This is a genomic window from Bacillus sp. JJ1521 (assembly GCF_036965165.1).
Taxonomy (GTDB): Bacteria; Bacillota; Bacilli; order Bacillales; family Bacillaceae_L; genus Ferdinandcohnia.
Genome location: NZ_JBALOX010000095.1, coordinates 49952 through 74376, shown reverse-complemented (window position 1 = coordinate 74376; position 24425 = coordinate 49952). Strand labels below are relative to the sequence as shown.

Genomic DNA, 24425 nt, shown 5'->3' with positions numbered 1-24425 from the left:
AACTGGAAGCTATACACAAAGCTTAACTGTATTTACAGCACTATTTGCAGTCGCATTGGCGATTTCACTTCTTATCCGATTGGATATTAAGAGACTTCGTAAGCAACAATCTGAAGGTGCTGAGCTTGCTAGTTGACATTCATTGGTAATCTTGATTAACTTAAAGGTAATGAAGTATCAAGTCAAGAGGGTAGACGTAAAATGAATAAATACGAAGCAGAGTTTAGCAATCTTGTAAGGTCCTTTCGCAAAAAACATATGGGTAAAGGACCTAGTAAAATCACAACAACCTTTTGTAAAAATTGGGCCATTTGTGAGATGGAAGGAAACCTATCTCCAGTGGAAAAGTTTATTGCCGGTGCCGATGAAGGAAAACAAATGCTTCGTGCGGCAAGAACTGAAATGGTAAAAGAAATGTATCGAAGAAACAAGCCTGTTGAAATGGAAGAATTTTTAGGATCAACCCTAGTAGATTTATTTGTGGATATTGATATTGATCGAGATTTTGGTATGTCTGTCTTTGTATTTGATCAAGATCTACAAAAAAAGTTCTCAACTAAATAACAATACGCCGTGTTGGCACTTGGTAGCGACCCTGCTAAAGACTAACCACCGTTTCATTTTTCTAACATCCTAGAATTATGTTTCGGTGGTTTTTTCTATAATTAAGAGGATTCTGCAGTTTTAATAGCGAAAGCAAAGTTAATATAAGTTAACTTTCACCATACACTTAGTAGTAACTAGAAACGGAAGAGAGGGATTTTTCATGGGAGAAACAAAGCATCAGGGACCAATAAAATCAACTAAAATGCCACAGCCAAAACATTGGGTCAGTCCGATTCCTTTTGGTTTAGGAAAGGTGAAGCCAAAGCATATTCGTGACACGATGAAGGTTGCTTGGGAAAATAAGGACAATATCGGATATGCAACGCGAATTTTAACACAGGGTGTTTGTGACGGCTGTGCCCTTGGAGTATCTGGTTTATATGATCAAACATTGAAGGGACCTCATATGTGTACAACCCGTCTCAATGTACTTCGTCTAAGTACGATGCCGGCCATTAAGACAGAAATTCTTCATTCAGATATTGATGAACTAAGAAAGTATAATAGCACTGAACTTCGAAAGCTAGGAAGAATTCCGTATCCAATGATTCGTCGAAAAGGAGAAAGAAAGTTTTCTAGAATCACTTGGGATGAAGCAATGGATATGATTGCAAACAAGATGAAGAGGCTAAATCCGAAGCAATACGCATTTTATTTAACTTCTCGGGGAATTACGAATGAATCGTATTATGTGGCGGCTAAGGTTTCACGTTTCTTAGGAACGAATCATATTGACAACGCTTCACGTATTTGTCACTCCCCAAGTAAAACAGCAATGAAGCGTTCAGTTGGTGTTGGAGCATCAACTGCCAATTATCAGGATTGGATGGGAGCAGACGTTTTATTATTCTGGGGTAGTGTTGCCTCAAATAGCTCTCCAGTTTCAACAAAATATATGCTTGAAGCGAAAAAGCGCGGTACAAAGATTATTGTGATTAACCCGCATAGGGAACCGGCAATGGATAAGTATTGGATACCGTCTAATATGGAATCGGCACTGTTTGGAACAAAGGTTGCGGATGATTTCTACCAAGTGAGCATTGGCGGAGACATTGCTTTCATGTTCGGAATTATGAAGCATTGGTTTGATATGGAGGAAAAACAGCATGGTTCTGCAATTAATCATGAATACGTAAAAGAACATGTAAATGGGTACGAAGAATTAAAAGCACATGCGAAGACGCAAAATTGGGATGAGATTGAGAAATCATCTGGTGTATCAAAAGAAAGAATAATCGAATTGGCAGTGCTTTTAGCTAAAAGTAAAAATGTAGTGTACACATGGGCTATGGGCCTAACCATGCATTCATTTGCGACTGATAATATCTCGCAGGTAGCAAACCTTGCCTTACTACGGGGACATTTAGGGCGTAAACACAACGGTTTAATGCCATTCCGTGGGCATTCGTCTGTACAGGGTTCAGGTGAAATGGGAGCAGACCCATTTGTTCTACCTGGTGGTGAATTTGATGAAAGCAATATCAAGCGCATGGAAAAGGTTTGGGGCTTTGAAATTGAAAAATGGCAAGGGGATATTGTCGGAGTTACCCTTGAAAATATCGTGCTTCCAGAAGACCATGAGCGAAAAGTGAAGCTCTATTATATGTCTGGTGGGAATTTCCTAGAAACGATGCCCGACCCTGATTTTGTTGAAAAAGCATTGTCAGAGCTTGATATTCGTGTACATCAGGACATTATTCTAAATACATCAACACTTGTAGATGCGAAAGAAGCTGTGATTGTCTTACCAGCGAAAACACGTTATGAACAAGAGGGTGGAGGAACTTCAACCTCTACTGAGCGTATGGTTTATTTTTCACCAGAAATTGAAGGAAACAAAAATGAAATTAAAGAAGCCCGTGCGGAGTGGAAAATCTATATTGATCTCGCTAAGCGGGTTAAGCCTGAAATGGCGCACTTAATTGATTTTAAGAGTGGCCAGGAAATTCGCGATGAAATTGCAATTGCCAATCCAAACTACAATGGAATACAACATCTTAAGGAAAAAGGGGATGTGTTTCAATGGGGAGGAGCTTGGCTATGTGAGGGTGGAATTTGTCCGACTCCAGATGGGAGAGGGAGCTTAATTTCCGTTGAAATTCCTGACTTCGGTAAAAAAGAAGAGCAATTTGTGTTGACGACTCGTCGCGGTAAGCAATTTAACTCGATGATTTATCAAGAGGTTGATCCATTTAACGGAGCAGGTCGCTATGATGTTCTAATCAATCCTCAGGATGCCAAGGAACTTAGTATGGTAGAGGGGGATGCAATTGTTGTTCACAATGGATTTGGGGTCTTCCAAGGAAAAGCAAAATTTGCGGATATCGCAAGAAAAAATCTCGGTGTATTCTTCCCAGAAGGTAACTTCTTATTACCAAAAGGCCGTTATGAGAAGTTTGCGGGAATCCCTGATTATAACATCGCTGTATACGTTGAAAAAGCAGAACGTTTCAATGCACGTAAAGACACGCAATACCAAGAAAAAGAGATTGAGGATGATTTAGACATCAATCCTCCAGCATAAGAAGAAAAGCGGAAGGCGACCGCATATCGGCGACAAGCACAAGAAAAACGCTGACAGAAGGCGCCATTTGCTTTCCGAAGCGATTGACTTGTGACCTCAAGTTGATGGCGCCTGAAGCTAGACATCAATTTAATGCCCCCAAACCTATATTTGGGGGCATTTTCATGGGCAATACTGGGGAAACTGTTAAAATAATGTCTAATTTTTGAGGGTGTTGCAATTGTTTTCATTTCGTGGAGATGCACATAAAATCTATTTAAAGCTAAAAAGTAATGCGCGGAAGGATCGAAGCTTTAAACATTTAAAGGAAATGGAGGAAGTGCGTAAAATCCAGCACTTTTACCAAGGAATTGACTCGCAAACCTTAAAAATCATTTATTACCGGATGTTAAAGGAACAAAATGGTTCTGGCATCATTCCCATCTTAATCACCGCCATTCCGTGGTTCTTGTTCCTTTTCGCCAACCAATTGCAAAAATTCCTGTTTGGAAGAGGATATTTTTATTTAATTCTTTTCACCATCCTTTATTTTTTCCTGCTTTTTTTCACAGTCATTTTACACTTTCGTGAAAAAGCATGGGCATCATTCCATATTCAAATGATTTGTGATATTTTGGAGGAACGAAAAAAAGTTGGGAAATGAGCTCCCAACTTTTCCTTAATATAGGAGAAGAATGATGGTTAAAGTTAACAATCCCATCATTACAGATGAAATTAATCCAACAAATAAAGGGCGTAGACCAATGGATTTAATCTTTTTAAAATCTGTACCTAATCCAACGCTTGCCATTACCATAAGAATTAAGAATTTCGCTACTCCGTCCGTTACACTTGTAAGTGAAGTTGGAAGCGAAAAAATCGTGTTCAGTGCAACGGCCCCAGCGAAAAATAAAATAAAAGTAGGAAATATCCTGTTTATTTTCACCTTGTTTGTATTATTCCCACTTGATTTCAATGAAATAAAGATTGACAGAATCAGAGTCACGGGAACAAACATAAGTGTTCGAATTAATTTGATCACAACGGATGTATCTCCTGCAGCACTGCTATAACTATACCCCGCAGCAACAACCGATGAAGTATCATGGATCGCGACACCTGCCCACATTCCAAAAATATGGTCCGGCATTGAAAAAAGTTGTCCTATAAGAGGGTAAAATAATACCGCCAACACATTAAAAGCAAAGATTGTATTAATCGCATAAGCTGTTTCTTCCTCTTTTGCACGAACAATCGGGCTTGATGTCACGATTGCGGTTGCCCCACAAATCGCGGTACCCAGTGAAACGAGTAAGGGAATATTTCCTTCCAGCTTAAATAGCTTTGCCAGAATAAACGTAAACAAAATTCCTGCTAAAACCGCTACTATTACTAAAAGGATCGCCTCAAATCCGAGTTGAAAAATACTGACAAAACTAAGACCGAATCCGAGAAGAACAATTGCCGTTTTCAATAAGGTCTTTAACGTATAGGAGATTCCTTCTGTATAAATAGCGGGTATACGTAAAAAGTTTCGGACAAGGATGCCGATGATAATGGCCATCACTGCTCCGCCGATTAATGGGAAATCTCTACCCAAAGAATTAGCCAAAACACCGATTATAAAAACAAGTGCGACACCAGGCAGTTTATTTCGAAGTGAGAGTGAATGATCAATTAAGAAAGATTTTTTTTCATAAGATTGTGATACTTGTAGATTTGCATTGCTCACGTGCCTCATCCTTAACATAGATTTCTAACTTTATCTTATCACAGGGTGAGCACCCTTCCCACCTTTATCTTCTTCCTTTATAATTAACTTAAGCTTGATAAAAGAATTAGAATCGCCACGTTTCGAGTGGCGTGTCTTTGTGATCCACATCGTGTTGGCCAAAAAAAGAGGAAGTGATTTCTCACTTCCTAACACGAACAGATAAAGAATAAGGAGCTAACACCACACTGTATAGTATGCTAGAAGTGACTCGGACATGTGGGGTAGTACACTACGTCAAACGCACATTTTTACCAAATTCAGTAAAATAAATAAAAAAAGGTGTTTTTTTATGATTGAACAAGCAAAACAAGTTTTACAGTCGTATTTCGGTTATCCGTCCTTTAGACCCGGACAGGAATCCATTATCGAGAATATTTTACAAGGAAACGATACATTAGCCATTATGCCTACTGGTGGCGGAAAGTCATTATGTTATCAAATCCCGGCTTTGATCTTTGAGGGAACAACGATTGTCATTTCTCCATTAATCTCATTGATGAAGGACCAGGTAGATACATTGCTCAGTGTAGGTGTTTCAGCAACATATATTAATAGTAGTATTTCGATACAGGAAATTCAGGAGAGATTACAGGATGCGCGGGCTGGCCGCTATAAAATTATTTATATTGCACCAGAACGGCTCGATTCCTCGGGGTTTCGATCTCTTTTATCGTCCATCCCGATTTCTATGATTGCTGTTGATGAAGCGCATTGTATTTCTCAATGGGGGCATGATTTCAGACCAAGCTACCGAAATATCCATTATATGATTGCAGAACTGCCATCAAAGCCGGTTGTAGCAGCATTAACTGCAACCGCAACGGTTGAGGTAAAAGAGGATATTTGCAGCCAGCTTCAGATTGAGCCTTATGCTGTATTTATCACAGGGTTTGCTAGAGATAATTTAACCTTTAATGTGTTAAAAGGTGAAAACAAGCGAGATTTTGTCAAAAGCTTTTTACAAGAGAATAAAAATCAGTCTGGAATTGTGTACGCTGCAACTCGTAGGGAAGTAAATGAACTACATTCATTTTTAGAAAAGGATGGGTTTTTGGTAGGGAAATATCATGCCGGTCTTTCAGACGAGGAGAGGAAACAGGCACAGGAGGATTTCCTATTCGACACGGTGAATGTGATGATTGCAACTAATGCATTCGGGATGGGGATTGATAAAAGTAATGTAAGATACGTCATTCACTATAATCTTCCGAAAAATATTGAAGCCTACTACCAAGAAGCGGGACGAGCAGGACGGGATGGCGAAAAAAGTGATTGTTATCTATTATTTGCATCGCAGGATATCCAGCTACAAAAATTCCTAATTGAGCAATCCACGATGGATGATGGAAAAAAAGAGCAGGAATATCACAAACTCCAGCAAATGATTGACTACTGTCACACGGAAAATTGCTTACAAAGCTACATTTTGGAATATTTCGGTGAGACAGAGAGCGTTGAATGTGGTCGTTGTTTCAATTGTAAAGACGACCGTGAAAAAATCGATGTGACTACTGAGGCGCTTATGGTGTTCTCTTGTATCAAGAGGATGAAGGAGCGCTATGGGAAGACATTGGTTTCTCAGGTGTTAAAGGGGTCAAGGAACAAAAAAATCCTAGAGTTTGGATTTACGTCCTTGTCTACATACGGCTTATTAAAGCAGTATTCAGAAAAACAAATCGTCGGCTTAATCGACTTTTTGGCTGCAGAAGGGTATGTCAAGCTGACCAACTCACAATATCCCGTGCTTATTCTTGATGCAAAAGCATTACCTGTTCTAAAAGGTGAGCTCAAAATTTATAAGAAAGAACAGATAAAGAAAAAGCAGGTTGTTACCGACAATACGTTATTTGAAATCCTTCGGGAGGTACGTAAAAATATATCTAACCGTGATGGTGTACCACCGTATATTGTCTTCTCGGATAGTACATTACGTGAAATGAGTGAAGTAGCTCCGACAGACGAAAAAGAGTTGCTTGAAATTAAAGGGGTTGCCCAGACCAAGCTTGAGCGGTATGGCGAAGATTTCTTAACTGCGATTCGTAAATATGTTGATGAGAGAAGTGCAGTAGTAGAATAGAAAAACAAAAGGCACCACATTTGTGGTGCCTTTCTTATGCTTGAAAGAGTTCTTCTATTGCTATATTTCGTTTTTGTTGTTCTTCTTCAGATGCTAAATCATATTTTTTTAACAGGTGAAATAATTCGTTTAGTGTGTGCTGGGTGTGTTCTGGTTCTAGAAATTGGGCCGCTTTGTTGTAAAGTTCTTTCGGCAAAAAGCTTTCTTGGCTTTGGAGCTTTTTGATCACAACCTCTTTTGAGTGATCGATATTACAAGTAGACATTTGATTTACCTCCATTCAAGATCTTACCCTCAATTCTAGCATGTTTAGAGGAGGATGCGAACCACAAAACATCCTCAAAGTGAGGAACCACACTTCACAATTAAAAACCATCTGGTAAACTGAGTAAAAAGATAGTAGGGGAGGGACGAGATGGCCTATTATATTTGGATTTTCTTAAATGGATTACTCGTATTAAGTACGTTTATATACATATGGATCTTTAGAACCCATGACTCACAGCTTGTCACATTAGGGCAGGTTTTTGCCCAATTTGCAATCCTCCTCTTTTTTGTGAATGTAAATATGTATTTTATCTTTCTTGTCATTCGCAGGACGAAGGTTCGAAAACTAAAAATTGCACTTGCAAAGATGTCACGCCATATGATGAAGTCTCATATCAAGCTAGCCGTTTTTGGGACGATTTTGATTGTGTTTCATGGAGGGATCATGCTTGTCAAACTCGGTGATATCGTAGGATTTTCAAACTCGAAGATTATTAGTGGGATTTTAGCGATACTTTGTCTCACGTTGACTCTTTTTGCAGGGTATAAACGTCATAAAAAGTCCTCCGGGTTTCGGCGGAAATTTCATTATACAACGGCCTTTATATTTACCTTTGTATTCCTGATACATTTATTCCTTCCCCTTTGAACATACAAAAAGACCGCCCACAATTCCGATCTGGTTAGTCCCGCAACGAAGCGAAGTTGGAAGTGGTGGACGGTCTTAGGAATAGTATATGTTTTTAGGCCCGAATATTATGCGTTTTTCAAAATAGAAATCATGCTATTTTTAATGTCATTCCAAAGCGCTTTGTCTGTTGTGATACGTTCGGTAAATGATTTAATAAATGCTTTAAATGCAGCATCGTATTCAGGGGACTCTTTATCAGGAACATTTACCTTTAATTCATCCGCAATAGCTTGAGCCTCAGCTGCCCTTGGCCCCCATTTGCCAACCTCTTCAAAGTCTTTATTCACGAAAATAATGATTGGTATTGAACGGGACTTTCCGTTTGTTAAATACTGATCCATTAGCTCTAAATTTTCATCGCGAATTAAATAACGAGTTTCTAGCAATGCCTCATCCGCAACCCTCATTAGGATAGGAAGATTGACCATTGCGTCTCCACACCAATCAGCAGCTAAAATGATTGCTTTTAATTCCTTTTCTTGAAGTGCCTGAAGTAATTCTTTATCGGATTCCTCCAATTGAAACTGATTATATACTTTTAAGAGGTTTTCTTTGTGAACTTGCATGCTGTTAATGTAGTCGTACTGGTTCATGCCTTTTTCAAACCAAGGTTTTAAATTTGCCATTATGTATTCCTCCTCAAAATTTCTTATCTGCATTTACTATAAATGATTAAGGAATATCATACCACTAAGATGCTTATGAATAATCACTAACCGTTTTGTAAAAATCATATGAATCCTGTGTTGGAAATCTTGGTATAATCGGGTCTTCTTCAACAAGAACATCTGTTAACACATTATAGTCACCGTGGGCTGACGGCATTTCAGTTTGCTTCCACTTCCAACATGCACCTGAAAAAGCAATTTGAATACCATTCACTAGTCTAATTTCATGTAGGACTCCATTAATTTCAACAAAACCAATTCCGTTATTTGCTGCAAGTTTATTAAGTAATTCTTGCTTTGAAATCATCATTTTTCATTCCCCCAATATTTGATAGTTTTGCCTGTAGGTATGTGAATACGCTATCCAAGTATTGTTAGTTGAATGGTTCATATTTGGTCGGAAAACGTGACAAAATAGAGTAGCCAAGGAGAAAAGTGAAAGCAATCCTTTGGTGATTAAGCATGAGGAGTTGAATGCGCACATGAGATGGCAAAGGTCACTAATGGGTTTACTTAAGGATCGAAAAGACAAGAAGATTGCGCTAGCCATTGATATTTCGACCAATCAGGTGCGATCTATTTTGATAAACAATATCATAAAATTCTTTGGTGAAATGGTCCCAGAATCACAGCTTGTCCAAGCTGATTTCAAAATAAGAAGCATCACACCAATACAGAACCCTACTATTAAATATTATACGCATGGAAAGTCCTCCTATACGGAAGTGCTTGAATGGGCAGATGAAGAGAAGATTGACACCTTGTTTTATATAACAGATGTCACCGGTTATTTTTACGATGAGTTGGATGTTCATGCTGAAGTGTTTTGGCTCGTACCTGATGATTATGTACCGAAAGTACCATTTGGAAAAGCGATAAAAGTTGCATAATGGATAGTGTTAAACGTCTAGAATGAAGAGCTATTCTAGACGTTTTTCAATTGGAAACGCTTTTATTTTATATTGAGTTATTTCTTACTTGACGGATTGGTATAAACTGAATTATATTTTAATACATTGATATATAAAAGGGGGAAAACCATATGAGTTTACTTGGTTTTGTAAATATCGTATTGATGGTCTTATTACTATTATTATTAGTTTATATGCAAAAAAAGCATGTTTCGTTTTCAAAGCGAGTATTTGCAGCGCTTGGCTTAGGGATTGTATTTGGTCTTGTCCTTCAGCTTATATATGGAGCTGGATCAGAAGTTATTTCCGAGTCTATTAGTTGGTATAACATCGTTGGAAATGGTTATGTGAAGTTTTTACAAATGATTGTTATGCCACTTGTTTTCATTTCAATCGTATCAGCTTTTACAAAAATGAAAATGGCAAATAATATTGGAAAAATTAGCTTCCTAATCCTTGGGATCTTAGTGGGTACAACAGCAGTATCAGCACTTGTTGGAATTGGTACAACTGTTGCATTTGATTTAGAAGCAATCCAAATCGACGCTGGAGATGCGGAAACAGCAAGAGGAGCAGATATTGAAGAACGATATGCGGGTATTCAAGATAAAACGTTCCCTGAACAAATTGTTGATTTGTTACCTGCCAACCCATTTCTAGATTTTACTGGAGCTCGTTCAACTTCAACAATCGCAGTTGTTATTTTTGCGGCATTTATCGGGATGGCTTTTCTTGGAGTTCGTCGTAAAGATCCTGAGAATGCGGAATTGTTTGCGAAAATTATTGATGCACTATACTCAGTTATCATGCGAGTTGTAACAATTATTTTACGCTTAACTCCTTATGGTGTTCTTGCGATTATGACACGTGTGACTGCTACTAGTGATTATGGTGCTATTTACAAGCTTGGAAAATTTGTCGTCGCATCCTATGTTGCATTATTGATTGTATTTGCGATCCATTTATTATTGATTACATTTGCAGGACTAAGTCCAATCACTTATTTGAAAAAGGCATTCCCTGTTTTAACATTTGCCTTCACATCACGCTCTAGTGCAGGAACCTTACCGCTTAACATTAAGGCACAAACAAATGATTTAGGTGTTTCAGAAGGAATTGCAAACTTTGCTGGTTCATTTGGGCTTTCCATTGGACAAAACGGTTGTGCGGGTGTTTATCCAGCGATGCTAGCTGTGATGATTGCTCCTACAGTGGGAATCAATCCATTGGACCCATCATTTATTTTAACAGTAACAGTGATTGTTGCAATTAGCTCATTTGGTGTTGCTGGTGTTGGTGGAGGAGCAACATTTGCTGCAATTCTTGTATTGTCAGCTCTTGATTTACCTGTTGCATTAGCTGGTTTATTGATTTCTGTTGAACCTTTAATTGACATGGGTCGTACAGCTCTTAATGTAAGCGGCAGTATGACAGCAGGTGTGCTTACGAGTCGAATCACAAAAGAACTTGATACGGAAACATATTCAAGTCCAACTCAACAATTAGGTGCATAATGTATGATGAAAATAAGACCCGATTCGATGGGTCTTATTTTTTTTATGATAAAATAATTAAAAACTGGGTTTGGGGTTGATGGTTTGGATATAAGTTTTGATCATGTTGTTCACTATGTAAAAGACCCACATGATGCAATGAACGCCTTTCAGTTACTTGGGTTTCATGCTGCAAACGGTGGAAACCATGATATTTGGGGCACCTATAATACATTGTGTTATTTTAAAAATCTAGCTTATATCGAATGGATTGGAATTAATAATGTAGACGTCACAAAGGAAGGAAGTCATCCGTTTAGTCGCCATCTATACAAAGACTATCAGTTAGGAGAAGGACTTTCTCAAATTGCATTCCGAACTAATTCAATTGAAAAGGTACAAAAGCAGCTAATTGAAAAAGGAATCGAAACGCTAGGGCCATTTCCAGGATCAAGAAAGCGTCCAGATGGTACGTTACTTAAATGGTCGATGCTTTTTATTCACCATACCCATCCAATGCCTTTTTTTATTGAATGGGGAAAAGAGGATGAAATACGGGAAAAAGACCTTATTTCAAATGGGATTTATATACCTGACACAAAAAGCTTTAAGTATATTGGCTATTCCGTGAAGGAGCCCGAAACAACAACAAAGCTTTGGGCTAATTTATTCAATGGAACCATTTCAGATACTATAATGCCTGGCACCAGACAAAAAGCTTTAAAAGTTGAATACGATTCAATCGATGTGTATTTTTGCAAAGAGGATCATTCTAGAGGGGAACGCCCTTACATAGTTGGTATAGAACCAAGCCAAGGAAAGCCATTGAAACTACACGGTGCAACTTACCAAATATGAACAAGAACCAACCGCAATATAACGGTTGGTTCTTGTTTTGGGCGATATTCACTTTTCATAATTTTATTGCCGCGGTAGATTTGAAAATCTTAAACAACGAAAGCCCTACCTCTCTTTCGTCCTTTCGGCTCCGAAGCCGGTCCAGTGTGAATAAGTCTTTCTCAAATGTAAAAGATAAAACGAACTTATATCTATTTAAAAAAAATTATGTTTAAAGTTTTAAGGGAGCAAAAGATAACTATACAGCAAATTGAATTAATTGTCAAATCATCACGAGGTGCTTGTCATGTTTAAAGAAATTTTTAAAAAAAGATTATGGCTTATCTATTTTTTGGCAAGCCTATTTTGGATTATATTTTCCGAATATGTTATTGATAAATTTCCGTCCGTAAATAAAAATCAATTTCAGATTGGAAAAGGGCTCATTTTCGTTATTTTTACAACTGTTCTTATCCATATTATCATCAAGAAGCATGATGCCTACATTAGGGCAATGGAAGAGCAAAATGAACTGTCGACTCTCATTAATGCGATGCCTGATTTCGTCTGTTTTAAGGATGGTGAAGGCAGGTGGATTCGAGTAAACAGGTATGCAAAAGATCTCTACAACTTGCATACCGATATTTATAAGAATAAAACTAAATGTTTTATAAACTAATAACTGATTTCATTCCTTTTCCTGTACGTACATCATCAATGGCTTGCTTAATATCATCTAATTTGTAACCGGTGGTAGTTAAAACTTTTGTGTTTATTTGACCTGATGCAATGAGTGACAATGATTGATGATAATCTGCCCTTGTCAAAGCAGAGGTGCCGTTTACAGTAATTTCGTTGTAATGAATAATGTTAGGATCAATCTCAGAAAAGACTCCATTTGTAAAACCCGCAAAAAGATTTAAAGTTCCTCCCTTTTTTAATAGACTCGCAGATGAATTAACTAGAGACGGAAAACCGATTGCCATAATTACCACATCTGCTCCAAGCCCAGCGGTTTCATTAAATACAATCTCCTCCAAGGATTCATGGATTGGATCAACAGCAATATCAGCACCTGCTTCAATCGCTTTCTCTCTTCTATGAGCAATTGGCTCGCTTAAAATTACTTTCTTCGCCCCAGCAATCTTTGACAGCTGAACATGCATTAATCCGATTGGACCGCCTCCGGTTATAACGACTACATCCCCCATTTTGACGTTCGCTTTCTTTTGTCCATTCAGACAGCAAGCAAGAGGTTCAGTTATAACTGCTTCTTCAAATGATACATGATCCGGTAGCTTCACAATATTTCCCGATTTAAGGGCCGTACTTGGAATTCTCACATATTCTGCGAATCCGCCATCATATTCATATCCAATTGCAGTACGATTTTGGCAGACATTTTCTCTTCCATTCATACAGTAATAACATTTTCCACAAGGTATAACCGGCATTACACCCACTCTATCCCCTACAGAAAATTCGCTAACCTGTAGCCCCACCTCTTCAATGGTTCCAACTAGTTCATGACCGATTACTGAAGGTGTGCGAACGCCTTTTGTCTTTTTTCCCTCAAAGATTCGAACATCAGTACCGCATACGGCGCTCGAACTTACCTTTACCAATACCTCATGCTCGTTGATTTTAGGTTTTTCAACATCTTCTAATCGTATTTCATTCGGTCCATAAAATATTGCTGCTTTCATAAAATCACTCCATTAGAATTTACTTTTAGCATATGCACGCGGTGAAAATATTCTTCACACTTTTATCAAAAAAAGAGAGAAAAGTTTCCTTTTTCTCATAAATTAAACCAAGTAAGTGGTACAGTAATGATTTGTGGTATAAATATCAGAATTAAAAGTGCTACCATTGTTACCCCAAACCAAGGCATTGAATCCCTGCTTAGTCTTTCTATACTTAATCCAGTGATATTGCTTGTCGCGTATAAACAAACTCCTACTGGTGGTGTAACTAAACCAAACGACAGCGCAACAACCATGAATACAACGAAATAAACAGGATCAATACCCACAGCTATAATAGCTGGCATCAAGATCGGTACTAAAATAAAGATTGCAGCCGTAGCATCCATAAACATTCCAACAATGAGTAGGAATACGAACAACACTAACATAATGATAGTAGGACTCTCACTTATGTCGCCAATCACAGCAGCGATCCGAGATGGTAACCCATCATATTCAAAAACCCAACTCGCGGCTTTTGCTGTAACGGCAATGAATAGGATCGTTCCACTCATATTAGCAGTTTTGAGCATAAGGCCTGGAAGCTGCTTAAATGATAACTTTCGATAAATGAAAACTGATATAATCAATGTATAAAGTACGCAAATTGCAGCTGCTTCAGTTGGTGTAAATATTCCACTTAGAATTCCCCAAAGCAATACAACCGGAGCCAACAATGCCGGCATTGATGTAATGGTTTCTCTTTTAAAATAGTTCCAATCAAATTTTTCGCGAATTCCATATTCATGCTTTTTACTATAGTAATGATTAAATATCATAAAGATAATGGATATGATAATACCTGGAACAAGGCCACCCATTAATGCAGCTCCGATAGATACACCGGCAGTCGATGCAGCCACGATCATGAGAATACTTGGTGGGATAATTGATGCTAGCATGGCTGTTATTAACGTTAATGCAGCAGAGTATCCTAAGGGGTATCCTTTTTTCACCATCGCATTAATTTGCATCCTTCCAGTACCTGCAATATCGGCTACAGAAGACCCGGCCATCCCAGCAAATATTAAGCTTGCAATTACATTTACATGTCCTAAACCGCCTGTCATCCATCCAACCAAACTTTGTGCAAATCCAAATAACCTGTCTGCTACTCCGCCTTCTTCCATGATCAACCCAGCTAGAATAAATAGCGGTACAGATACCAGCAGAAAGCTATTCATTGAACTGAACATTGATTGAACGACAAGACTTAGTGGAACATCTGTAAAAAACAAAACTGCGGCAACTACTGATATTCCAAGTGATGCAGCGATTGGAATTCCTAGAAACATGAGGATAAGAAATAAGACTAATAAGAATACCGACATCATACTCCCCCTTTCTCAATAATCTCTTTGTTATAAATTAACGATTGAACCGTATTCAGTATCCCTAGTAAACCAGATACTGGTACACTCAAACCGATAATCCACATCGGAAGTAATAATGCGGCACTTTTTTCATGAATATTGATTTGCTGCATGACCAACTGGAAACCGTAAACAATCATAAAAATAAAGAAGCCAAGACTCGCTATTGCATAAATCCATACACTTAGTTTCTTTACAACTTTCGGCGCATATTGTATAAAAATAGTCACCCTTGCCGATTCAGCTTTGCGAAACCCGATTCCTATACCCAAGAATACTAGCCATATAAACAAGAATCTTGTCACTTCTTCGGTCCAAGGTGCTGGAATACCCAGCACCCTTCCGAAGACTTGCCAAAGCACGACGAGAGATATGGCCGCAGTTGAAATGCCTGCTAATACATCTGTAATTCGATTAAGAATCACAAAGGCTTTATTCGTCTTTTTTTCATTATGATTAACCATATTTATCACCTTTCTATTGTTTGGTAATTTAAAGAATAGTGGGTTACCTATTCACTCTTACCAACCATTTCTAGGATATCGGAGAAGAATTGGTCATCTTTTACTAACCCTTTGAATGTTGGATACGCTTTCTTTGAAAGCTCTACAAATTGCTGCTGTTGTTCACTTGTAAGCTCATTGACCTTAACTCCCGCATCCTCCATTTGCTTGATTGCGGTTTCTGCTTCTTTTGCATCGTAATCCGTTAACCAAGTTTGAATTTCTTCGACAGAGTCAGCAATGATTTGTTTATGTTTGTCTGTTAGCCCATCAAATTTCGCTTGATTCATCCCAACAAGCCAACCATCTGCCATATGGTTTGAAATTGTTAAATACTCTTGTACTTCATAAATTTTTGCTGACAAAATGACCCCAATTGGGTTCTCTTGTCCATGTATTGTTTTTAGTTGAAGCGCATTATACACCTCACTAAAATCCATTGGAGTTGTTACCGTACCAGCTTCTTTGAAGAACTCAACCCATAGCGGATTATTAGGTACGCGCAGCTTTACACCTTCTAAATCTTGCGGTTGGGTAATTGGTCTTACAGAGTTTGAAATCTGTCTAAAATCACGTGCCCAATACCCAAGACCTTTAATATCTAGTTCAGAAGTAGAATCTAATAACTGTTTTCCGAGATCACTATTTAGAAATTCTGTGAATTGTTCTTTATTATCAAATAAGTAAGGAATACTGATTGCATTAAACCTTGAATCAAAATTTGCATATAGGGAAGTGGAAAGAACAAGCATGTCTAATCCCCCTGCACCGAGCTGCTTTACTGCACCAGATGGATCACCGCCATAAAGGGTACCATTTGGATGTACTGTTACCTCAATTTCCCCATTACTTTTTTCTCCAATGATTTTTGCTAATTCTTTTGCAGCCAATGTAACTGATGCACTATCTGGGTCTGGAGTTGAAATCTTAAGTTTAACTTTTTCAGCTTTTTCTCCACCACTTTTCGCACTACCTCCAGCGCTACTACTACCACTGTTACTACCGCATGCTACTAAACCAAATGTTAATACAGCCATGATCAGGAAAACGATTAATCTTTTCATATTATCCCCCTTTTTCCATTCAGTGAAATTTTTTTTCATAAAGCAGACATTCCGCATTCTGAATCTTACGCCATGGTGCAATATTCCGATAATTGATAACGCTTTCTTTACTTTCCGAAGAAAATACCTCCTTTTTTATCTCTGTAGGTGTTGAAATTAGAATAACACATGGTGGTAATTTCCTTCAAGATAAAATTCAAAAAAATTAAAATTTTCTACAAAGGGGAATAATTTAATTTTTTATAACTTTTTATCAGTAGTAGATTTTCTTGTTTTTTGTAAGTTTTCATAATAAAATTCATACTTTGCATTTGCTACTGCCGCCACTAGAATATCGATAATTGTTAATTGCGCAATTCTAGATGCGATTGCATCTGTACGAAACAAAGTTTCATTTGACGCAGTTTGTAATACGATATCTGAAATAGTAGTAATTGGTGATTTTGAGGAATTCGTAATACATATCAATGTAGCTCCAGCATTTTTCGCAATTTTCATAGAGTTAAGGACTTCTGTATTAGATCCAGTATGGGAAATTCCAATTACCACATCTTCACTCGCAAGCATACTTGCAGACATCGCTTGAAGAGTGGAGTCAATATATGCGAAAGATTTAATACCAAGCTTTAAAAGTTTATGTTGCGCATCTAGCGCGACTGTCCCGGATCCACCTGTTCCATAGAATTCCAAGCTCCTAGCATTCTTGATGACTTCTACTGCTTTTTCCAATTGTTCATCGCTACATACTTCGGATGAATCGTATAATGCTTGAATATTAGATTGAAATACTTTCTTTTTAATCAACTTTACATTATCGCCTTTTTCAATTACTTCGTGAATTTGTTTAACTGGCTCAATAACTTCTTTAGCTAAATTAATTTTCATATCTTGGAATCCTTTATATCCCAAACGTTTACATAAGCGGACAACAGAAGATTCGCTCGTTTCACTGCGCTCTGCAACCTCTGTAATTGAAAGGTGGATAATTTCTTCCTGATTATTTTCAATAAATTCTACAATCTTCTTTTCGGAATCACGAAGTTTGGGCATTGCCACATTTAACCTTGCGAAATATCCTGGATTAGCATTTACATTTAGTTCAGTCATTACTTACCTCCTGAAAATTAAAAATTTTTGTGTATTTAATTGTTATTTTACTATATAGGTTTCCTGTTTAACTAGTAAAAGATTATCGTATTTATAAGTAGTTATTAAATTGACTGTATTAATTGCCTATTTTGTCATCTTACTTCTTTTTCATAAGTTTGATAAAGTTCTTCTATATGCTTAAGAAACTCTTCGAATCCTCCCCTTCTTCTTTTGAGCCTATTATACTTGAATTGGAAATTATTAGTTAGTAACTCGAGAATTGTGATTTATGTGTTGCGAGAAGGGTATTGTGAATGAATATAAAAAACAAAAAAAAGCCGTCCAGACTCTTGTCTAACGGAAATAATGATAAATGATTTTATATATTATTATGGTTGAAAAGGGATATCCTCTCCTGTCTCAATGAAAGGGGTTTTATGTTTTATCAATCTTTGATTTTTTAAAATAACTTTTTACTACAGCAATACCCTAATTTTTTTTGAAGTGGTTCTTTATATACTTGTCTGTTATCTTTTACATAAGGAAATCATCTTTTTACATGCTTTGGTCTGCATGTATAAAGAAATGGTATATTAATATAAAAGGAAAGAAGTTGATTCTATACTTATGCTAGGGAATCAACCTCTTTTCTCTTTAATTGGACTTATTAGATATCTTGATGGGTTTCAGTGTTTTCCTTATTATCAGGGTAGAAAATATTGGAATAACGAGAGAGCATTCCCCCTGTTTCACTTAGTAACCCCTATAAGAAGCATCAACAATAATTAAAAGAATGAACAAAACAACACTAACCACCCGATTGAACTCTTAGCTTTAAATTAATAGAAAAGTATATTCTACAACATTATGGGGTAGATTAAGTCTACCCCATTGACTTTAGGCTACAAGCCTATTCTCAAAATATCCGTCTTCTAAAACGGAATGAGAAAACGAAAACAACTGCAAAAAATGGAATGAATCTTCTTCTACCAAAGGAGGAACGTAAAAAAAATCCTCCACGAGGTGGATCCCCGTCTATCGTTCCTCTAAATGTTCTACCATCACGAGTTCTTACCTCAACTGGTTCTCCTCTATATCTCATTAAAGGATGCATGGCTTTTCACTCTCCTTTCTTTACATCAATTAAACAAAAGGATAGAACCTGAACAACACAACAATTAGTGTAAAAGAGTTTCAAATCCCTCCCCCTTTAGAGTTTAAAGGCTTGAATGAAACTACCTTATAATCTAATTTATGTAGAAGAAAACTAATGGATATGGACAAACATTTAATTGTTTTAAAAATCCACACTTGTCCATTTCGTATCATCATAAAATTTATTAATATGAAATTATCTCTTAAGTAAAGGAGGGAATGTATGATGTCTTGGGATCATGGCGGTCACAGCGGCGGTTCAGAATTTGTTTTAATTGTAGTTCTCTTCATCCTATTAATTATTGTAGGAACTTCATTTGTTAGCGGAGGATACTAATATTAACTTTTCAATTCTGCGTTTTATTAGTAAACCATCACCTTTCATAACTGAACACCTTTAGGGAGCACAGTCACCAAGTGCTCCCTTCTTAAAGATATGGCTATTATAATGAGAGGGTTACAATAAAAATTTAACTTTTCTTCTCAGTCAATCGAGCAATGATGGTTTAATTAAACCTATTTATCTTGCTGAACAAAAATAAATAACCAACCTATCAAAAGTTAGGTTGGTTATTGTTTTTTATTACTATATTTAAACTCATCTATTTAGTGCCTGGAGCAGGTTGGTCAACACCTTTTACACGGTGTCGATGTCCATCATTTTCAGTTGTATAAAAATCATAATAATGTACGTGCATACCATTTCCAACTGGAATCGGCGGTCCAGAATAAGCCTTATAATGATGGTTATGACCATTCTCAAATAATACATATCCTTCCGTATAATGAATATGTCCGCCATCTTGTATAGGTATTGGAGGAGAAGTCACATCTAAGCACTGATGGACATGACCTGCACTAAGACCTGTATAATCAACAGATCCATGGTTATGGTGTGGTACTAACCCTTTTACAAAATCATCTTTTCCTACCTTAGCCATTTACTCACTCCTTCTGAAGTTTAAGGGTCTCCCCTCTTTTACTACAACTTTTTACTATGATATTTGTTAATTAGCAAAATATGTTTTGAATATAAATTGATTTTTAAAAAGTAATCAACCTTCTCTTCTAAGATTTTGGAAACCATTGGTCTAAAATTAAAAATTTACCATATGCATCTTGTGAAGAATCGTTAATTTGGAAATTATTTGTCTCTGAAATTACAAAATGAAAGGTGGAAATAACTTATGGAAATACCGGTTACAGGTTATATTGTCTAATCATCTAGTCCAAATCGAGATGGCGAACATTCACATGTTTTATATCTTACTTCATGGGATGGTAAACCTGTTCATAGACATCATTTCTCTGGAGTAACCTCTTTTAATGCTGGACATGAACACCGATATGCTGGAAGAACCGAACCAGCCCCTACTGGAGTACCTCATACCCATCATTATTTTACGGTTACTTCCTTCAATGATGGCCATAAACATGAAATTAGAGGAGTCACAGGCCCAGCTGTCCCATTGCCTGAAGGAGGACATTACCACAAATTTCATGGCGTAACCACTGTAAACGGCTCTCATCCTCATTCACATAAATATAGCGGCAAGACAAGTCCAAGTGATTAAACAATTTTTATGATTTTTGGATGACAGTCACTACGTTACAATACTTTAAATCTAAGGAGATATGCCACACCTCTCCTCTGTGTAAAATATTTAACATTTCTTATACCCTACAATATTCTTTTTTTATTTTTGAATAATTGTCCTTCAATCTATCGCCTAACCTGCTTACGTTAGTTGGATAACTTCAACTACTAGGTGCATTAATCCTTCATGGATTAACACGTTACTTTAATAACCTAAACGATCCTGCTCCTTAAGTTCAATAAATTCAACAAGAATCCCTGATTAACGCTATATTAATTACTTATTATCTACCATGTTTGGCCCCTAAAATATCTGAATTAAACTCTTCTGTAATTTCAGTTGCTATATTTAAGTTAGTTTGAAAGGATTTCTGTTTTCCTTAAAAATATTTTCAAAAGATTGCTTAACATTTACGCTCCATTACTTTTGTAAATTGGAGCATTTTTTATTTTTGCTCACTTCTAAAAGATTGTTGCTTTTAAAACATAGGGTGATTTCCGCTCCTGGTACTCGCTTTCCGCGGGCGATCCGCAGGAGTCTCGTACCATCCGCTGAAATCACAGGGAGGCCAATAATTACTATTTCCTTTCGCACAATCATATACAAAAACAACAAAGTTTACGAAAACAGCCTTATTTTTTGACAATTTAGATATAGAGCGATGACCAAATTTTTCTCTATTAAATTCAATTAAATGCAAAAATTAGGCATAAAAGTGAGGGATGTCTGAATGACAGCTACCTATATGGAATTGAGCTCCGATAGAGACTATTATCTAAATGCCATATATTCTGCTTTAGAACAAGGAATGGCTGCTAAAGAAGTGGTATGCTCCATTACCACGGGATTTCGATCGATTCCATCCATACGTACTGCACCTGGACTTAATCCATATCATGCTTCTGTAGCGGATATCGGTTATGGATTCGATGCTGCACAAGGAACCATTCGTCGTCTTCTTAAAGGAGAACGGATTCCCATTGCAAAAGAAATGCTGGTGTTTGATCTTGATACATTACGGATTAGTGAAAAACAATTAAATCCTAATTTTGAACTTGCTGTTCAAGAGGCATCTTCAAATGTATTATACCTAGTCCAGCAAAGTCGATATTTAAATAGTCAAATCTCCATTAGGATTAAGGAAGCCATCAGACTGGGGCAAGAACTCCTTGGCCCTGACTGGGAAATCATTCGCGAACGGATCCAGAACGTTCAAGCGATTCCACGACTATAAAAGGATACAGAATGGGGGGGAAAAAATGCCTTATACACAAACGCTAGGTATGAATGCAGATGATCAACATCGTTTGTTAGAGTGGTGGAACTCAACAGAGTCAGCTAAGGTGGTTGTACGACATCTAGTCTCATTAGTCAGTGAGCTGCGCTTACATCCGGAGTCAAGTCATGCAGATGGAATGGTACTTTTTTATCGAGCAGTTTCTGAAATATCGTATGGTTACGCCGGAATCCGGGGGTGTATTCGCCGGGCTTTTACAAGCGAATACTCTGATGCCCTTCGGAAGAATATGATCATGTGTCATAGCTTTGCTCACAAATATTCTGTAGATGCAAAAGTGCTACTTGAACGTGTAGCTAATCAAATTAATGGAGAAGATGCTCTCCTATTAATAAGGCGTATACGGGAGATGTTAATGAAAAATGATGAAATGTTAATTGAAATATCCAAAAAATCGCTTGCCTTCTTCGGAAAAGAATCGCTACAGTCCTTACAATTGGAAGTAAAGTCCTCATCAACTTTACCAATGTAGCTGTTAAAATATTAAATTGCTATCAACTGCATTATTCACAATTCAAATGAATGTAGGAGCCCTTTTTTTGCAATTAATAAACCTAACATAAGAATTGAAGTTGTACAATTAATTTGTTGCTAATTTCCACACCTGTCCCTGTCGGATCATTATGTTGATTCATAGACTATGTTATCTTCGAAAAAGGAGGTGCTTCTATGGGCTACGGTGGCGGATACGGTATGGGTGCAGGATTTGCATTAATTGTTGTACTTTTCATACTGCTGATTATTGTTGGCACTGCATTTGTGGGCGGTGGATACTAATCACCCCTATTTCGGAAACAACTGAATCAAAATTCTATAAAGGAGAAGTGTGTTATTGTGCTTCTCTTCCTAACCCATTTATGGTTTGTGCAATACAAGGCAACGGCATCAATTATGCGGTTGCCTTGCCTCGTTTTTTATTTTCTATAATTACACAACACTTATAGCAACATTGTATGGGAAAACAGTCTAGCTCCTTTAAATGCTTTTAATTACTTGACCAAAATTTTAATCTATAACGGTTCCTCTTAAAATTTGGCTCATTTCTAAAAGATTGTTGCTTTTACAACATAGGGTGATTTCCGCTCCTGGTACTCGCTTTCCGCGGGCGATCCGCAAGCCTCCTCGCTTCACTGCGGGGTCTCGCTTGGCTCGCTATTCCCGCAGGAGTCTCGTACCATCCGCTGAAATCACAGGGAGGCCAATAATTACTATTTCCCTTCGCACAATCATATACAAAAACAACAAAGTTTACGAAAACAGCCTAAAATTTTTATGTTGATTATAGAACTATACTTTCAATTTTTCACATGCAACTTTGTGTCTAAGCCTATAAGCAGGAGAGCTATCTAAATAATTTTTATTGTTTCTATACCCCATTTCATTAATGCCATTATCCAGTGAACTCTTATAACAGAAACATAAAAAAGAAGGACCTGATCCCTAGTGTAATTCGCTTCATACACTGGATAGATTCCTTTAATTGTCTACTTTACTTTTTTCAAAATGCCGTAGTATTGTTTCCCGTATATAGGATCGATAGTTGGTCTTACAGTAGCAGGTAGTTTTACTTTTCCGCTCTTTACAAAAGCTGTTGATAAAGTGTTCATCTATCCTAGTACTCCTTCTATCTAAAAAATTATGTAAGACTTATTGAATAGTTATCTCAACTATTACGGCAGGAACGTTTTCGATTTCTTCCGACGTATGACAGCAACACCTAGAAGTAAAATAGGAATGAGTAACTGAACCGTTAAGAAATAAAAGGGCACAGTTGTACCCATTCCTCGTATCATATCCTCAAATGTGGGGATTGACCAGACTGAAAAGAGAATAATTAAAAAACCAATTGGTAATATAAACGGTTTATAACTAGGCAGTGTTAACCACTGTGAAGTACCAAGCACTAGCATATAAAAAAAGGCAGAAAGCTGTACAAATCCACCAAGAGCCCAAAAGGCGATGACGATTGACTCAATATGTTCAAAAAAAGAACCGATACTTATATATCTTGCAGCCTCAAACACAGGGAAATGTAGATTAGAAAGAATTCCTCCAAATAATAAAAGATTCCCAAGATTAATAAATACCATGGTTAAGACACTGGCAACGACAGAAAACATTCCCCATTTCAAAACCTGTTCTTGTTTCGTTAAAAACGGAATCAGGAATGACATCAATGAAAATTGACTTAACCAGGCATGTGGTGCAATGGATCCTTTAATGGATGGCATGACCCCATCCTGCATGATTGGAAACAAATTTTTTACATTTAAATCCGGAATTAGAAAGACATAAATTAGAATATAAAGAGCTAATACAACCGGCATAAAGATCGTAGCACATCTTCCAATCGTTTCAATGCCCCCGTGGACAGCAATCGCGCAAGAAAGAGCAATACTACCAGTAACAAAAATGATTGGCGTTTTATGCAAAAAAGCACTTTCAATGAACTCACCGTATTCCCTAAATGCGATAGCAGTATCGTGTAATAAAAAAAACAAGTAAATGAACGCGATGATTTTGCCTAAGGTCCGACCAAGAATAAGTTCACAATATTCGATTAGTGTTTTCCCTGGATATTGCTTAGAAAGCTTTACAATAATTATGACGATGAGAAAGCCGCTCAAAGAGCCCCATATGGGAGATAACCACAAATCACGCTTTGCCTGCTGTGCTGTGACATATGGAATGTAAAGTATGGACGTGGCTACAATTGTTGAATACATAATGAGGGATAACTCTAAGTAGGAAATTCTACCTTTTTCAATCAT

27 protein-coding genes and 2 pseudogenes are annotated in these 24425 nt (G+C 37.2%); 15 read left to right on the top strand and 14 right to left on the bottom strand.

The features are described 5' to 3' along the window. The 4 genes and pseudogenes from V7147_RS14155 to V7147_RS14140 form a co-directional block, all read left to right on the top strand. Positions 1–136: pseudogene (locus V7147_RS14155) on the top strand (MFS transporter); the annotation flags it as partial. Positions 137–201: 65 nt separating this feature from the next. Continuing rightward, a complete protein-coding gene (locus tag V7147_RS14150; protein ID WP_335368494.1) occupies positions 202–564 on the top strand; it encodes a DUF2294 domain-containing protein in 363 nt (120 codons plus the stop codon). A gap of 202 nt (positions 565–766) precedes the next feature. After that, positions 767–3130 carry an FdhF/YdeP family oxidoreductase gene (locus V7147_RS14145; protein ID WP_335368493.1) on the top strand — a complete coding sequence of 788 codons (2364 nt, stop codon included), beginning with the start codon at positions 767–769 and terminating at the stop codon, positions 3128–3130. A 220-nt stretch (positions 3131–3350) separates the two neighbouring features. After that, entirely contained in the window at positions 3351–3773 is a 423-nt protein-coding gene (locus V7147_RS14140; protein ID WP_335368492.1) for a hypothetical protein, read from the top strand. 15 nt (positions 3774–3788) lie between these two features. Here V7147_RS14140 and V7147_RS14135 read toward each other — a convergent pair whose 3' ends face one another. Then, complete coding sequence (locus tag V7147_RS14135) at positions 3789–4841, bottom strand: YeiH family protein (RefSeq protein ID WP_335368491.1); 1053 nt, start codon at positions 4839–4841, stop codon at positions 3789–3791. Between the two features lie 331 nt (positions 4842–5172). On the opposite strand from V7147_RS14135, the gene recQ reads away from it, so the two are divergent. After that, entirely contained in the window at positions 5173–6960 is a 1788-nt protein-coding gene (recQ, locus tag V7147_RS14130) for a DNA helicase RecQ (protein ID WP_335368490.1), read from the top strand. A 34-nt stretch (positions 6961–6994) separates the two neighbouring features. Here the strand turns inward: recQ and V7147_RS14125 are convergent, their stop codons facing one another. After that, positions 6995–7225 (bottom strand): hypothetical protein, encoded by a 231-nt coding sequence (locus V7147_RS14125; RefSeq protein WP_335368489.1) that lies wholly within the window; start codon positions 7223–7225, stop codon positions 6995–6997. A 150-nt stretch (positions 7226–7375) separates the two neighbouring features. Between V7147_RS14125 and V7147_RS14120 the strand changes: the two genes are divergently transcribed. Beyond that, a complete protein-coding gene (locus V7147_RS14120; RefSeq protein ID WP_335368488.1) occupies positions 7376–7876 on the top strand; it encodes a hypothetical protein in 501 nt (166 codons plus the stop codon). A 107-nt stretch (positions 7877–7983) separates the two neighbouring features. Here the strand turns inward: V7147_RS14120 and V7147_RS14115 are convergent, their stop codons facing one another. After that, entirely contained in the window at positions 7984–8544 is a 561-nt protein-coding gene (locus V7147_RS14115; protein WP_335368487.1) for a thioredoxin family protein, read from the bottom strand. Positions 8545–8617: 73 nt separating this feature from the next. After that, positions 8618–8896 (bottom strand): hypothetical protein, encoded by a 279-nt coding sequence (locus V7147_RS14110; RefSeq protein WP_335368486.1) that lies wholly within the window; start codon positions 8894–8896, stop codon positions 8618–8620. Positions 8897–9068: 172 nt separating this feature from the next. On the opposite strand from V7147_RS14110, the gene V7147_RS14105 reads away from it, so the two are divergent. The 4 genes from V7147_RS14105 (at position 9069) to V7147_RS14090 (ending at position 12506) form a co-directional block, all read left to right on the top strand. Further along, complete coding sequence (locus V7147_RS14105) at positions 9069–9476, top strand: hypothetical protein (RefSeq protein ID WP_335368485.1); 408 nt, start codon at positions 9069–9071, stop codon at positions 9474–9476. A gap of 152 nt (positions 9477–9628) precedes the next feature. Then, entirely contained in the window at positions 9629–11011 is a 1383-nt protein-coding gene (locus V7147_RS14100) for an L-cystine transporter (protein ID WP_335368484.1), read from the top strand. A gap of 84 nt (positions 11012–11095) precedes the next feature. Beyond that, positions 11096–11848, top strand: coding sequence for a VOC family protein (locus tag V7147_RS14095; RefSeq protein WP_335368483.1), 753 nt, complete (start codon positions 11096–11098; stop codon positions 11846–11848). A 286-nt stretch (positions 11849–12134) separates the two neighbouring features. Continuing rightward, on the top strand, positions 12135–12506 hold the full coding sequence (locus V7147_RS14090) for a hypothetical protein (protein WP_335368482.1): 372 nt from the start codon (positions 12135–12137) through the stop codon (positions 12504–12506). On the opposite strand, the gene V7147_RS14085 is transcribed toward V7147_RS14090, so the two are convergent. The 7 genes from V7147_RS14085 to V7147_RS14060 form a co-directional block, all read right to left on the bottom strand. After that, the gene (locus tag V7147_RS14085; RefSeq protein WP_335368481.1) at positions 12496–13533 is read right to left on the bottom strand and encodes a zinc-dependent dehydrogenase; all 1038 of its coding nucleotides are present in this window, start codon (positions 13531–13533) and stop codon (positions 12496–12498) included. The genes V7147_RS14090 and V7147_RS14085 overlap by 11 nt on opposite strands. 95 nt (positions 13534–13628) lie before the next feature. Then, complete coding sequence (locus tag V7147_RS14080; protein ID WP_335368480.1) at positions 13629–14906, bottom strand: TRAP transporter large permease; 1278 nt, start codon at positions 14904–14906, stop codon at positions 13629–13631. After that, positions 14906–15412, bottom strand: a complete 507-nt coding sequence (locus V7147_RS14075; protein WP_335368479.1) for a TRAP transporter small permease — start codon at positions 15410–15412, stop codon at positions 14906–14908. The genes V7147_RS14080 and V7147_RS14075 overlap by 1 nt, the downstream gene beginning before the upstream one ends. Positions 15413–15459: 47 nt before the next feature. After that, complete coding sequence (locus V7147_RS14070) at positions 15460–16515, bottom strand: DctP family TRAP transporter solute-binding subunit (protein ID WP_335368478.1); 1056 nt, start codon at positions 16513–16515, stop codon at positions 15460–15462. A gap of 240 nt (positions 16516–16755) precedes the next feature. After that, positions 16756–17622 (bottom strand): MurR/RpiR family transcriptional regulator, encoded by an 867-nt coding sequence (locus tag V7147_RS14065; RefSeq protein ID WP_335368477.1) that lies wholly within the window; start codon positions 17620–17622, stop codon positions 16756–16758. A gap of 735 nt (positions 17623–18357) precedes the next feature. Then, positions 18358–18420 (bottom strand): YjcZ family sporulation protein, encoded by a 63-nt coding sequence (locus V7147_RS25235; protein ID WP_438824597.1) that lies wholly within the window; start codon positions 18418–18420, stop codon positions 18358–18360. A 100-nt stretch (positions 18421–18520) separates the two neighbouring features. After that, entirely contained in the window at positions 18521–18718 is a 198-nt protein-coding gene (locus tag V7147_RS14060; protein WP_335368476.1) for a hypothetical protein, read from the bottom strand. Between the two features lie 264 nt (positions 18719–18982). On the opposite strand from V7147_RS14060, the gene V7147_RS14055 reads away from it, so the two are divergent. Next, on the top strand, positions 18983–19096 hold the full coding sequence (locus V7147_RS14055) for a YjcZ family sporulation protein (RefSeq protein WP_335368475.1): 114 nt from the start codon (positions 18983–18985) through the stop codon (positions 19094–19096). Between the two features lie 265 nt (positions 19097–19361). Here the strand turns inward: V7147_RS14055 and V7147_RS14050 are convergent, their stop codons facing one another. Continuing rightward, positions 19362–19700 (bottom strand): YmaF family protein, encoded by a 339-nt coding sequence (locus V7147_RS14050; protein ID WP_335368474.1) that lies wholly within the window; start codon positions 19698–19700, stop codon positions 19362–19364. Positions 19701–19946: 246 nt separating this feature from the next. Here V7147_RS14050 and V7147_RS14045 point away from each other — a divergent pair. From V7147_RS14045 to V7147_RS14030, 4 genes and pseudogenes are all read left to right on the top strand, one after another. After that, positions 19947–20333 (top strand): annotated as a pseudogene (locus tag V7147_RS14045) (YmaF family protein). 754 nt (positions 20334–21087) lie between these two features. Further along, complete coding sequence (locus V7147_RS14040) at positions 21088–21591, top strand: hypothetical protein (protein WP_335368473.1); 504 nt, start codon at positions 21088–21090, stop codon at positions 21589–21591. A 25-nt stretch (positions 21592–21616) separates the two neighbouring features. Continuing rightward, a complete protein-coding gene (locus tag V7147_RS14035; protein WP_335368472.1) occupies positions 21617–22126 on the top strand; it encodes a hypothetical protein in 510 nt (169 codons plus the stop codon). Positions 22127–22323: 197 nt separating this feature from the next. After that, positions 22324–22431: a YjcZ family sporulation protein gene (locus V7147_RS14030; protein ID WP_438824595.1), complete on the top strand. Its 108-nt coding sequence runs from the start codon at positions 22324–22326 to the stop codon at positions 22429–22431. Between the two features lie 707 nt (positions 22432–23138). Here V7147_RS14030 and V7147_RS14025 read toward each other — a convergent pair. Beyond that, complete coding sequence (locus tag V7147_RS14025; RefSeq protein ID WP_335368471.1) at positions 23139–23261, bottom strand: hypothetical protein; 123 nt, start codon at positions 23259–23261, stop codon at positions 23139–23141. A 63-nt stretch (positions 23262–23324) separates the two neighbouring features. Beyond that, positions 23325–24425 (bottom strand): GerAB/ArcD/ProY family transporter, encoded by a 1101-nt coding sequence (locus V7147_RS14020; RefSeq protein ID WP_335368470.1) that lies wholly within the window; start codon positions 24423–24425, stop codon positions 23325–23327.

Excerpts from the sequence above, each read along its gene's own strand:
- V7147_RS14070 (WP_335368478.1), bottom strand. The coding sequence starts at position 16,515 with ATGAAAAGATTAATCGTTTTCCTGATCATGGCTGTATTAACATTTGGT.
- V7147_RS14025 (WP_335368471.1), bottom strand. The coding sequence starts at position 23,261 with ATGAACACTTTATCAACAGCTTTTGTAAAGAGCGGAAAAGTAAAACTA.
- V7147_RS14035 (WP_335368472.1), top strand. The coding sequence starts at position 21,617 with ATGCCTTATACACAAACGCTAGGTATGAATGCAGATGATCAACATCGT.
- V7147_RS14105 (WP_335368485.1), top strand. The coding sequence starts at position 9,069 with ATGAGATGGCAAAGGTCACTAATGGGTTTACTTAAGGATCGAAAAGAC.
- V7147_RS14085 (WP_335368481.1), bottom strand. The coding sequence starts at position 13,533 with ATGAAAGCAGCAATATTTTATGGACCGAATGAAATACGATTAGAAGAT.
- V7147_RS14040 (WP_335368473.1), top strand. The coding sequence starts at position 21,088 with ATGACAGCTACCTATATGGAATTGAGCTCCGATAGAGACTATTATCTA.
- V7147_RS14120 (WP_335368488.1), top strand. The coding sequence starts at position 7,376 with ATGGCCTATTATATTTGGATTTTCTTAAATGGATTACTCGTATTAAGT.
- V7147_RS14150 (WP_335368494.1), top strand. The coding sequence starts at position 202 with ATGAATAAATACGAAGCAGAGTTTAGCAATCTTGTAAGGTCCTTTCGC.
- V7147_RS14145 (WP_335368493.1), top strand. The coding sequence starts at position 767 with ATGGGAGAAACAAAGCATCAGGGACCAATAAAATCAACTAAAATGCCA.
- V7147_RS14080 (WP_335368480.1), bottom strand. The coding sequence starts at position 14,906 with ATGTCGGTATTCTTATTAGTCTTATTTCTTATCCTCATGTTTCTAGGA.
- V7147_RS14110 (WP_335368486.1), bottom strand. The coding sequence starts at position 8,896 with ATGATGATTTCAAAGCAAGAATTACTTAATAAACTTGCAGCAAATAAC.
- V7147_RS14115 (WP_335368487.1), bottom strand. The coding sequence starts at position 8,544 with ATGGCAAATTTAAAACCTTGGTTTGAAAAAGGCATGAACCAGTACGAC.
- V7147_RS14020 (WP_335368470.1), bottom strand. The coding sequence starts at position 24,425 with ATGATTGAAAAAGGTAGAATTTCCTACTTAGAGTTATCCCTCATTATG.
- V7147_RS14100 (WP_335368484.1), top strand. The coding sequence starts at position 9,629 with ATGAGTTTACTTGGTTTTGTAAATATCGTATTGATGGTCTTATTACTA.
- V7147_RS14090 (WP_335368482.1), top strand. The coding sequence starts at position 12,135 with ATGTTTAAAGAAATTTTTAAAAAAAGATTATGGCTTATCTATTTTTTG.
- V7147_RS14065 (WP_335368477.1), bottom strand. The coding sequence starts at position 17,622 with ATGACTGAACTAAATGTAAATGCTAATCCAGGATATTTCGCAAGGTTA.
- V7147_RS14060 (WP_335368476.1), bottom strand. The coding sequence starts at position 18,718 with ATGCATCCTTTAATGAGATATAGAGGAGAACCAGTTGAGGTAAGAACT.
- recQ (WP_335368490.1), top strand. The coding sequence starts at position 5,173 with ATGATTGAACAAGCAAAACAAGTTTTACAGTCGTATTTCGGTTATCCG.
- V7147_RS14050 (WP_335368474.1), bottom strand. The coding sequence starts at position 19,700 with ATGGCTAAGGTAGGAAAAGATGATTTTGTAAAAGGGTTAGTACCACAC.
- V7147_RS14125 (WP_335368489.1), bottom strand. The coding sequence starts at position 7,225 with ATGTCTACTTGTAATATCGATCACTCAAAAGAGGTTGTGATCAAAAAG.
- V7147_RS14055 (WP_335368475.1), top strand. The coding sequence starts at position 18,983 with ATGATGTCTTGGGATCATGGCGGTCACAGCGGCGGTTCAGAATTTGTT.
- V7147_RS14075 (WP_335368479.1), bottom strand. The coding sequence starts at position 15,412 with ATGGTTAATCATAATGAAAAAAAGACGAATAAAGCCTTTGTGATTCTT.
- V7147_RS14030 (WP_438824595.1), top strand. The coding sequence starts at position 22,324 with ATGGGCTACGGTGGCGGATACGGTATGGGTGCAGGATTTGCATTAATT.